At 74.3% G+C, this 10,255-nt stretch carries 9 protein-coding genes and 1 pseudogene; 4 read left to right on the top strand and 6 right to left on the bottom strand.

What is annotated here, in order from left to right; genetic code table 11:
• Window positions 1-44: 44 nt before the first annotated feature.
• The 6 genes from ACFY7C_RS21500 to ACFY7C_RS21525 form a co-directional block, all read right to left on the bottom strand.
• Window positions 45-827: a polysaccharide deacetylase family protein gene (locus tag ACFY7C_RS21500; protein WP_389652942.1), complete on the bottom strand. Its 783-nt coding sequence runs from the start codon at window positions 825-827 to the stop codon at window positions 45-47.
• Window positions 742-2,454, bottom strand: a complete 1,713-nt coding sequence (locus ACFY7C_RS21505; protein WP_389654446.1) for a lipid II flippase MurJ — start codon at window positions 2,452-2,454, stop codon at window positions 742-744. The genes ACFY7C_RS21500 and ACFY7C_RS21505 overlap by 86 nt, the downstream gene beginning before the upstream one ends.
• Window positions 2,455-3,055: 601 nt before the next feature.
• Entirely contained in the window at window positions 3,056-4,420 is a 1,365-nt protein-coding gene (locus ACFY7C_RS21510; RefSeq protein ID WP_389652945.1) for an O-antigen ligase family protein, read from the bottom strand.
• Between the two features lie 2 nt (window positions 4,421-4,422).
• Complete coding sequence (locus ACFY7C_RS21515) at window positions 4,423-5,874, bottom strand: sugar transferase (RefSeq protein WP_389652948.1); 1,452 nt, start codon at window positions 5,872-5,874, stop codon at window positions 4,423-4,425.
• A complete protein-coding gene (locus ACFY7C_RS21520; protein WP_389652951.1) occupies window positions 5,871-6,998 on the bottom strand; it encodes a glycosyltransferase in 1,128 nt (375 codons plus the stop codon). The genes ACFY7C_RS21515 and ACFY7C_RS21520 overlap by 4 nt, the downstream gene beginning before the upstream one ends.
• A gap of 1 nt (window position 6,999) precedes the next feature.
• Entirely contained in the window at window positions 7,000-7,182 is a 183-nt protein-coding gene (locus tag ACFY7C_RS21525) for a hypothetical protein (RefSeq protein WP_389652954.1), read from the bottom strand.
• 515 nt (window positions 7,183-7,697) lie between these two features.
• On the opposite strand from ACFY7C_RS21525, the gene ACFY7C_RS21530 reads away from it, so the two are divergent.
• From ACFY7C_RS21530 to ACFY7C_RS21545, 4 genes and pseudogenes are all read left to right on the top strand, one after another.
• A complete protein-coding gene (locus ACFY7C_RS21530) occupies window positions 7,698-7,937 on the top strand; it encodes a chaplin (RefSeq protein WP_389652957.1) in 240 nt (79 codons plus the stop codon).
• 289 nt (window positions 7,938-8,226) lie between these two features.
• A complete protein-coding gene (locus ACFY7C_RS21535; protein ID WP_389652960.1) occupies window positions 8,227-8,949 on the top strand; it encodes a hypothetical protein in 723 nt (240 codons plus the stop codon).
• Between the two features lie 248 nt (window positions 8,950-9,197).
• A complete protein-coding gene (locus ACFY7C_RS21540; protein WP_389652963.1) occupies window positions 9,198-9,476 on the top strand; it encodes a hypothetical protein in 279 nt (92 codons plus the stop codon).
• Between the two features lie 240 nt (window positions 9,477-9,716).
• Window positions 9,717-10,255: pseudogene (locus ACFY7C_RS21545) on the top strand (hypothetical protein); the annotation flags it as partial.

Consider the following 10,255-nt stretch of genomic DNA (forward strand, 5'->3'; position numbering starts at 1 on the left):
CATGAAGTCCGTGGTCATGAAGTCCGTCCTCCTGTCGTCCGTCGTCATGACAGGACGCTCCGGGCCGGGTCGTTCCGCGCCGCGACCAGATCGGCGGGCCGGCGGCGCCGCAGCGGGTGCAGGAACCGTTTGGCGGTGAGCCGCCACGAGGTGTCCTCCTCGCCGACGTGGATGCGGGGCAGGGCGTAGGCGCCGGACAGCGGGCCCGGGTCGATCGCGCAGGCGTACGCGTAACCGGCCTTGCGGACCGCCCGGACGACCCGCGCGTCGACCGACCCGTACGGGTAGCAGAAGCCGTCCACCCGGTCGCCCGTGATCTCCTCGATCAGCTCCCGGCTGCTGCGGGTCTCGGCGGCGAGGGTGGCGTCGTCGGCGTCCGTGAGGTCCACGTGGTGCAGGCCGTGCGAGCCGATCTCCATGCCCGCGGCGGCCGCACGCCGGATGCCGTCCTCGTCCAGGAGCGGTTTGCGCGGCCCGTCCGCGTCCCACGCGTTGTCGCCGCCGAGACGCCCGGGCAGCACGTACACGGTCGCCGTGAAACCGTGCCGCCGCAGCAGCGGCACGGCCGACTCCAGGAAGTCCGCGTACCCGTCGTCGAAGGTCAGCCCCACCAGGCCGCGCTCGCGCCCCTCCGCGGTCGCGGCGAGCAGCTCCCGCACCGACACCCCGCGCAGCCCGCGGTCGCCCAGCCAGTGCAGCTGACGGGCGAAGCGCACGGGGGACACCGTCACCTTGTACGGGTCATCGTCGGCCTCCGTGATCGAGTGGTACATCGCCACCCACAGGGGGGGCTTCGGCAGCAGACGACGCAGCACGGAAGCGGGCATCGGAGGTCCTTCGGCGGGGAGAGCGGGGCAGGGGCGGGATCTCGGGCACCTTGGCGGCACACGCGACGAACAGCAGGAAGACACCGGCGACCACCAGGACGGCGACGGCCAGGGAGAGCACGGGCGGTCCGACGAGCAGCGAGCACAGCCAGCCCGCGCCGGTGGCCCAGGCCCCGGCGGTGGCCAGCCGCAGCAGGCCCTCGCCGAGCCGGCGGGCGTCCACCGGGACGGCCTGGCGGTGCGCGCCGCGGAGCAGCATCACGGCGGTCAGGGTGATGCCGAGCGCGTTGGCGCCCGCGATGCCCACGGCGCCCCACAGGGGTGCGGCGAGCGACCCGGTGACGGCGGTCGCGGCGAGTCCGGTGCCCATGGCGAGGGCCGGGTACCAGAGCGGGCGGCCCGCCGAGAAGTAGCAGCGGACCAGGGCGCCCACCATCGTCTGGCCCAGCAGGCCGAGCGCGTACACCCGCATCACGGCGGCGGTCGCGGCCGTGTCACCGGCGTCGAACGCGCCGCGCTCGAACAGGATCCCGACGATCTGCGGGGCGGCGGCGATCACCGTCGCCGCGCCGACGAGGACGACGACGGCCGCGAGCAGCAGGTCCCGCTCGACGCGCCGCCTGGCCCCCTCCGCGTCGCCGGCCGCGAGGGCGCGGGCGACGACGGGGAAGCTGACGGTGCACAGCATCAGCGACAGGATCATCGGCATCTGCGCGACCTTCTGCGCGTAGTTCAGATGCGAGATGGCGCCGGCCGGCAGCGGCGAGGCGAGGAACCGTTCGATCAGGATCTGCGACTGCCGGGACAGCGCGAAGACGACGACCGGCGCGATCATCCCCAGGACGAGGAGCCGCGTCTCGCCCGGCGGCGGTGCGACCGGCCGCTCCTTGGGGACCGGCCGGTTCCGCAGTGCCCGCAGCAGTGACGGCGCCTGGACCAGCACCATCAGGACGCCGCCGACGGCCACCCCGGCGGCGGCGGACCGCACGCCGAACGGCTCCCGCAGGACCAGGGTCGTCCCGATGATGCCGACGTTGTACGCCACGTAGATCGCGGCCGGCGGCAGGAAGGACCCGTGTGCGCGCAGCGCCGCCGAGCAGTACCCGGCGAGTGCGAACGACAGCACGCAGGTGGCGGTGAGGCGGGTGCAGTCCACCGCGAGGCGCGGGTCGGGCAGACCGGGCGCGAGCGCGGCGACCAGGAACGGTGCGCAGACGACGAGGAGCACGCAGACGGCGGCGACGGAGAGCACGAGCCGGGGCAGCGTGTGCCGTACGAGGGTACGGACCGGGTCACCGAACAGCAGGCCGGCGCGGCGGGCCAGCGCACGCGAGAACGCGGGCACCAGGATCAGCGCCATCGCGTCCTCGATGAGCAGCGTCGACGCGAACTCCGGCACCGTCCACGCCACCAGGAACGCGTCGGTCTCGGCCCCGGCGCCGAAGTACCCGGCCAGGATCTGGTCCCGTACGAGCCCGAGCACGGATCCCACGGCGGTGAGCGCGGCCGTCACCACGGCGGCCCGCAGCAGGAAGCGCCCCGACGACCGCCGCGCGTGCCGGGCTCGTGCGGGCGGCTCCACCGGGACGGGCCGGGCGCCGTACCCCAGCGGCCGACCGCCGAGCAAGGGAGGCCGGGCGCCGCCCGGTACGGAGTGGCCGGTGATGTCCCCACCGGCGAGCACCGGCGTCCGGTGCCCCACGCCGGCCCCGGCGCGCACCCGCTCGGCCCGCCGGTGCGGCGGCATCCCGCAGAGCGCGTCCACGGCGGCGACCGTCGAGTGCGCCGCCCACGGATCCGTCACCGCGTCGGCGGCGGTGTCGGTCGGGGCGGGCGGTGGCGCGCTGCCGGGCGGCGGCAGCCCGCACAGGGCGTCGGCGGCGACGAGCGACGCCCAGGGGTCGTCGGTCCTGGACCCGGACCCCTCCGGTCCGGACCCGGAGGGTCCGTCCCCGCCTCCGCCCGCCGGCAGGCCGCACAGGGCGTCCACCGGACCCGCCGGTGCCTCCGACACCCACGGGCCGGGCAGACCGCCGGTGGCACCGCGAGACCCGCCCGCACCACCTGGACCATCGGGCTCGCCCGCCCCGCCCGGCCCGACGGGTCCGCCGGGAGCCGAGCCCGAGACCGGGCCGGGGGCCACCCACCGGCGGGAGCCGACCTCGCCGTCCCCGCCGCCCGCGCCGGGGGCGGTGGTGTCCGTCGGGTCCTGGGGGGCGCCCCAGGGGTCACGCACGTCGCACCTCCGCCAGCGACCACCACGCCGCCAGGCCGAGCACGACCGACATCAGGACCGTCGACGGGCCGCCGATGTCCGCGTAGAGGAAGTCGATGAGCTGCCAGGACAGCACGCCGATCGCGACCAGCGCGCAGTCCGCGCCGAGCCGGCGCCGGCGCAGGGCCGCGACCAGGAGGGCCGTCCAGCTGCCCGCGAGGGCGAGCAGGCCGATCAGGCCCTGCTCGCTCAGGACCAGCAGGTACATGTTGTGCGGGGACAGCAGTGGCTGCCGTGCGAACCCGGCGCCGGCGCCGGCCGTGTCGCTGCCCGAGGACAGCGCGAGCGAGGCGTGGGAATCGCGGTACGCGGGGAAGCCCTTCAGGCCCACGCCGGTCAGCGGCTCCGCGCGCCACATCCGGCCGGCCGCCGCCCACATCGTGTACCGGTCGGTGACCGACTGGTCGGGCGCCGCCGTGACCTGCGTGATGCTGGCGACCCGTTCCTTCACCATCGTCGAGCCGATGCCGAGACCGCCGACCAGCACCACCGCCAGCGCCCCGGCGGCGAGCGCGACCCGCGCGGCCCGCCGGGGCCCCGAGAGGACCAGCTGGATCCCGCACGCCAGGACGGTCGCGATCCACGAGCCCCGGCTGAAGGAGAGGACGAGCGGAAGGAGCAGGAGCCCGGCGCAGACCATCGCCGCCGTCCGCACCCGCCCCCGCCGGGTGCCGAGCGCCAGGCCGGCGGCGACGACCAGGCCGTACGAGACGACCGTCGCCATGCCCATCACATCGGTCGCCCCGAACGTGCCGACCGCCCGGACGTCCTCGCCCTGGTACGACGCGCCGGTGCCGGTCAGGAACTGCACCACGCCAACCGCGCCCTGCAGCAGCGCGAGCACGACCAGCGCCCACGCCACCACGGCGAAGTCCCGCCGGTCGCGGATCGTCAGCAGCACGGCCGCGGGCACCAGCACGAAGATCTGGAGGTAGCGGGCGACCCCCGGCAGGCTGGCGCCGGGGTCGTGGGAGGTGATCGCGGCCAGACAGACGCCGAGCACGGGCAGGCCGAGCACGACGGCCGCCGTCCGGGTCAGCGGCCGGGCACCGTTGCGCAGCACCCGCACCAGACACACCAGCACCAGCAGCCCCGACGCGGCGTCGGCGACCGTTCCCGTGCCGCCCGTCCCGCCCTGCGCGCCCCCGCCGCCGCCCGGCACCAGGAGCAGCGCGATCACGGCGAGGACCGGCGACAGCGCCCAGGCTCTGCGCGCCCATTCCCGCACGTCGCGCTTCCGTGCGTCGCCTTCCCGCACCTCGCGCTCCCGTACGTCGGGACCGGTGCCCGGCACCGGCACCGTCACGGCCGTGGTCATCGTCAGCTTCCCGTCGGTCGCACGAGACCGGCCGCCGTGCGCAGCAGGATGCAGACGTCCTGCCAGAGCGACCAGTGGTCGATGTAGTGGTTGTCGAAGCGACAGCGGTCCTCGATCGAGGTGTCACCGCGCAGACCGTGCACCTGGGCGAGCCCGGTCAGCCCCACCGGCATTCGGTGCCGTGCCGCGTAACCGGCGTGGATGCGGCTGAACTGCGCCACGAAGTACGGGCGTTCGGGGCGCGGCCCGACCAGGCTCATGTCGCCGCGCAGCACGTTCCACAGCTGCGGCAGCTCGTCCAGGGAGGTCTTCCGCAGGAAGTGCCCCGCCGCGCTCATCCGGTGGTCGTCGGCCACGCTCCACCGGGTCGCCGACTCCGTCTCGTCGGCCGGCCGCAGCGTACGGAACTTCAGCAGCGTGAACAGGCGGCCGTTCTGCCCCACCCGCTCCTGCCGGAACAGCACCCCGGGTCCGTCCGCGATCCGCACCGCCAGCGCGCACACCAGGAGCACCGGCAGCGCGAGCGCGAGCGCGGGCGCCGCGAGGGCCACGTCCAGGACCCGCTTGGCGGTGATGCCGCGCCGCTCGCCGAGCGGCACCAGACGCCGGCAGCCGTAGCCCCACAGGTGGTCGCCCATCGCGGCCCCGTCCGGCCCGCCGCCGATCCGCCAGGTGGTGCAGCCGTACCGCTGGAAGAGCGTCACCAGGCCGTCGTCCTCGGTCAGGAAGACCGCGTCGCGGACCGTGTTCTGGATGACCGCCCGGTGGATCTCCTCGGTCGTGGTGAGCACCGGAAGTCCCGGCCCGCCGCCCAGGCGTTCACCGTCCGGGCGCGCCCCGACGATCCCCACCGGCCGGATGCCGTACTCGGGGTGCTGGGCGAGCGCGGCGGCGAAGCGCTGCGCCGCCCCCGGCCCGCCCACCACGAGCGCCGATCGCGGATGCGCCCGCGCCGCCCGTCGCCTGCGCGCGTGCACCAGCCCGCGCAGCACGGTCACGGCCACCAGATGCGTGCCGTACGCGGCGCACAGCCGCAGCGGTCCGAGCGCGAGCCCGGGGGCGTACGCGGCGACCGCCGCGGCCGTCACGCACCAGGCGACCCCGGCCCGGGCGGCCAGCGCGGGCAGGTCGTCCAGGACTCCGGTGAGCACGACCACCGGCCGGTAGAGACCGGCCCGGCCGTCGAGCAGCACGACGAGCGCGACGACGCACAGCGACAGCTCCCAGCGCCGGTGCGCGGCGGACAGCAGACAGACCGCGAACAGGACGGCGAGCGCGTCGGCCGCGACCAGGGGTGCGGCGGCCAGCCGTCGCCGGGCCGGCCGCCGGCGTGGCGGCAGGGGGAGGCGGCGGGGGGCGCCGCGCGGCGGGGCGAGGGAGGTGCGGCCGGGAACCTGGCCCGCGGAGGGCCAGGACCCCGGCGAAGGAGGGACGCTGGTGCTTTCCGTAGTCACTGTGCGATCGGCTCTCTGTGCTCCGTGCACCGCACTCCGGCCAGTTCGCGGTAGAGCTCCGCGAAGGCCGCGCCGGTGCGCCGCACATCGAATCTGCTGAGTACGTGCTCGCGGGCCTCCCGGCCCAGCGAATGCCGCAGTTCGGGCCGCCCCAGGAGGCGGCCGAGCGCCGCGGCGAGCGCCCCCGGGTCATCGGGCGGGACCAGGCACGGCTCCTCGTGGCCCGGCGGCAGGCTCTCCCGCGCCCCGTCCACGTCGCCGACCACCACCGGGCGCCCGCTCGCCATCGCCTCCAGCGGCGCGAGCGCCATGCCCTCCCAGCGGGAGGGCAGCACGACGACGTCGGCGGCCCGGTACCAGGGGGCGGGATCGGCCACGGCCCCGGTGAACCGCACCGAGGGCGGGGCGGCGGCCCGCAGCCGCTCCGCGTCCGGTCCGTCCCCGACCAGCACGAGCCGCGCCTCCGGCACCCGGGCGAGCACCTCGGGCCAGGCGGACAGGAGCACGTCCTGCCCCTTCTGCCGGCACAGCCGCCCGACACAGACGACGAGGGGTCCGCCGGGTTCCCGGACGTCCCCGTCCGCCGGCGCGAACCGGTCCGTGTCCACACCGTTGTGGATCACGGACCAGCGGGCCCGCACCCCGGCCGCCTCGCCGGTGTGCCGCTCGGCCTCGCTGACGCACACGAGCCTGGCCGTCCAGCGGGCCGCCCAGCGCTCCCAGCGCAGGGCGAGCGCGGCGGTCGTGCCCTCGACCGCCGCGAAGGACCAGGCGTGCGGCTGATACACCGTCGGAATCCGTCCTCGCAGGGCCAGTCGGGCGCACAGGCCGGCCTTCGCGCTGTGCGCGTGGACCAGCGCGGGCCGTACGGTACGGATCAGCCGGGCGAGGTCGCGGGTCTCCCGGACCAGGCGCGGGCCGGGTTCGCGGCCGGCTCGCCAGTCGTGCGCGTCGGCGCCCTCGGCCCGTACGGCGGAGGCGAGTTCGGTGCCCGGCGGACAGGCGACGGCCACCCGCAGACCCGCCGCGAGCTGCCCTCGGACCAGGTCCGTGACGACCCGGGCGACCCCGCCGTCGCCGGGCTGGACCGCGTGCAGGACGTCGGGGCGTGCTTCCGGGCGCACGTCAGCCCCGGGCCTCCGCCCGCCGGACGTCCGCCCGGAGGAAGGGCGCGCCCGGCCGGACGGTGTCCTTCCCGCTCCCGAGGCGGATGTGGAAACGATCGGCCCCATGGCGCAGCGCCCCCCGCAGATCGAAGACGTCGAAGTCGTACCCCAGGGTGGTGCGATGAGCGGGCAGTCGTTCCATCCGACTTTTTCCCGATTCCGTGATGCTGGAGTTCATCACGTCCTCCGCGGCGGCCGGAAGCGCGGCCGAGAGGGCCGCACGCGACACAGCACACACCAGACCCCTACGTACGGCATGAACCGCTGAATTCCGCATACAGGTTCTCCGCTTTGATGAGAGAAGGAAGGGAAGACCCGTGGAGACCGGGGGGAGAGGATGGTGTCGTCCGCGCGAAATGGATGAACGCGCGAGAGGTCCGGAAGCAACGTTCGGGAACGTTATAACCCCCGAGCCGGGCGATAGTAAGCATTAGATGCCCGGAAACCCTAACTTCCGTATCCGACCGGCAGGTTCCTCGTTGAGCGTGTTGCGCCTTTCTCGGGCCAGTCACTCGAATGACGCTCCTATGGCCCAAAGATCGGTTGAACGTCACCCGTTCGGGAGAGCAACCGATGAAATGCGGCGGCGTTGATGAAGGAGCCGGGCGAAACCGTCCGCGCCGTCCGAGTAGTAAATCGATCGAGGAGACGTTCTCCATGTCCCGTATCGCGAAGGCTGTCGCCCTCTCCGTCGGTGCCGCCGCCACTGTCGCCGGCGCCGCCGGTGTCGCCGCCGCCGATGCCGGTGCCCACGGCGCGGCCGTGCACTCCCCGGGTGTCCTGTCCGGCAACGTCGTCCAGGTCCCGATCCACATCCCGGTCAACGTGTGCGGCAACACGGTCAACGTGATCGGCGCCCTGAACCCGACGTTCGGCAACACCTGCATCAACGCCTGATCTCGCACGCCGGATCGTGGTCCTTCCGAGGCCGGCGCGCCGCCCCTGACGGGGTGGTGCGCCGGCCTTTCGCCGTCTGCTCAACTGTCCGCTCACTGTCTGGTGACTCGTTCGGGCGCAGCCCGTGCGCCGTCGGGTGCAACGGCGTACGCCCCTGGGAGGAGCAGGTCAGGAGGGTGAATTCACTCGAACGGAGGCGTGGCGCTCAGTAGTTCTGCGGTTGCGGAGCGCTATAGCCGCAGGCACGGTGGCGGAGAAGTTGTCCGACGCATAAGGAAAAGGAACACATATGCGTCCCCTGGCATCACGCCGCCTCACCGCCCTGGCGATATCCGCCGCCATCACCCTCGGCACGGCGGGACCCGCCTTCGCCGACGAACACCATCCGTCCCGCCCGGCCACCCACGCCGGCGACCGAGCCCTCGCCCCCGACGCCGCCGCGCTCCTCACCCAGGCGAAGGCGCTGGGCGACCTCGGCGGGGTGACCTCACCCGTGACCGAGCTGGTCGCCAAGGCCCTCAAGGCCGACGACGGCCGGATCCCGGCCGCCGACGCCGAGGCGCTCAAGGCGAAGATAGAGACCGCCGTCGACGCGGCGAAGGCCGCGGCCCCGGCTCCGGTCCCGGAGGCCCCCGCGGCCGAAGTCCCGGTCGAGACGCCGGCGGTCCAGACCCCGGCGGCCGAGACGCCGGCCGTTCAGACCCCGGCGGCAGCCGGCGCGGGGAAGCCGGCGGTGGCCGGTGCCATACCGGCCGCGCCCACCGATCTGATCGGTGACGCGCTCGCGACCGTGCAGAAGGCGGTCGCCGACCTTCTCGCCGCCGTCACCTCGCTCAAGCCGACCGACGTGGTGGGCACCGTCACCGGCACCCTCACCTCGCTGGTCAACCTGGTCACGGCCACCCTGGTCGCGGGCGGGCTGCCGAAGCCCGACCTGCCCGGCCTGCCGGACGTGTCCCAGCTTCCGGTCCAGCTCCCGGCGGACGCCCCGGCGGCGCCGCCGATCCGCTGACCGACGCGCGAGCGGGGCGCACACGGGCCGTGCCCGTCCAGGACTCCTGGACGGGCACGGCCCTTTTTCCCGGGCATCCGATCGGGAAATAGCACCGGACTCATCATTCGGGTGCAGTGTCGAGAAAACCCCGCACCCGGAGTTTCCGGGCGGCGTACGTCTCGTTACAGAAGGAGTAACGACGTACGGGAATCCCCCAAGAGGCCTGTACGGCAAGCGACTTGCACACAGAAGGAAGGACTCTCTTCATGAAGCCCACCAAGGTTGCCGCGGCCGTCGCCGGTTCTGTGATGGCCCTGGGCGTCGCCGCGCCCGCGATGGCCGCGGAGTCGATGGTGCCCACCAGCCTGGACGGTGGCCTCGGCTCGCTCACCGGCAGCGGGCTCACGACGGAAGCGCTCAGCAGCACCACGGACGGATCCCCGGTCAAGACCGTCACCGACGCCGCGACCCACCTGAACCAGAGCGACGCCGGCTCCTCGCTGCTCGGCGGTCTGCCGCTGGGTGCCGGCCCGCTGGGCGGCTGACGCCCGCTCAAGCGTCGTACCGTGCAGGGCCCTGGCCGCCTTCCGTGCCAGGGCCACACTTTTGGGCCCTACTGACTCCGATTGAATGATTTTCGGATTGTCTGCCGTGTGGCCTCGACCTCGCGCCCGGTCCGCGTTCATACGCTCACGCCATTCCCACGCAGTCGGACGGCGTGGGACCGCCGGACGGACTGAGGGGGGATCCTCGCCGGTTTCTCCCTGTCCCAGAGGAAGAGCGGTATGCGATCCATCATCAGCAGGAAAATGCTCACCACCGTGGCGGCGACCGGCATTCTGTCGCTGACCGGCGGATTCGCCCTGGCCGTGAACTCGGCGGCCGCCACCGGGGGTTCCCCCGACCCCGGCAGTGGCCAGCACTCGCCGGTACCCCTGCCGGCCAATGTCTGCGGCGACCACACGAACCTGGGGGACCTCATCGCCTCGGCGCTCGGTGGCCTGTGCCAGCAGGCACCCCAGTCGACCGGCGGCGAGGCCGGCGACGACCCCGACGGCTACGGGGACGACGAGCCCGGCGGTCACCCGTCGACCCCGCCCGGTCACCCCAGCACTCCGCCCGGCCACTCGTCGACCCCGCCCGGCCACTCCACGCCGCCCACCCAGCCCGACGAGCCGGGGTGCGAGGGAGGCGAGAACGGGCCCGGCTGTGAGGGCCCCGGGGGCACCACTCCGCCCGGTCACTCCACCCCGCCCGGCCACTCCACTCCGCCTGGCCACTCCACTCCGCCGGGCCACTCCACCCCGCCCACCCAGCCGGACGA

Origin of the sequence: Streptomyces sp. NPDC012769, assembly GCF_042901205.1 — a bacterium.
Taxonomy (GTDB): Bacteria; Actinomycetota; Actinomycetes; order Streptomycetales; family Streptomycetaceae; genus Streptomyces.

Excerpts from the sequence above, each read along its gene's own strand:
- ACFY7C_RS21535 (WP_389652960.1), top strand. The coding sequence starts at position 8,227 with ATGCGTCCCCTGGCATCACGCCGCCTCACCGCCCTGGCGATATCCGCC.
- ACFY7C_RS21530 (WP_389652957.1), top strand. The coding sequence starts at position 7,698 with ATGTCCCGTATCGCGAAGGCTGTCGCCCTCTCCGTCGGTGCCGCCGCC.
- ACFY7C_RS21500 (WP_389652942.1), bottom strand. The coding sequence starts at position 827 with ATGCCCGCTTCCGTGCTGCGTCGTCTGCTGCCGAAGCCCCCCCTGTGG.
- ACFY7C_RS21525 (WP_389652954.1), bottom strand. The coding sequence starts at position 7,182 with ATGGAACGACTGCCCGCTCATCGCACCACCCTGGGGTACGACTTCGAC.
- ACFY7C_RS21540 (WP_389652963.1), top strand. The coding sequence starts at position 9,198 with ATGAAGCCCACCAAGGTTGCCGCGGCCGTCGCCGGTTCTGTGATGGCC.
- ACFY7C_RS21510 (WP_389652945.1), bottom strand. The coding sequence starts at position 4,420 with ATGACCACGGCCGTGACGGTGCCGGTGCCGGGCACCGGTCCCGACGTA.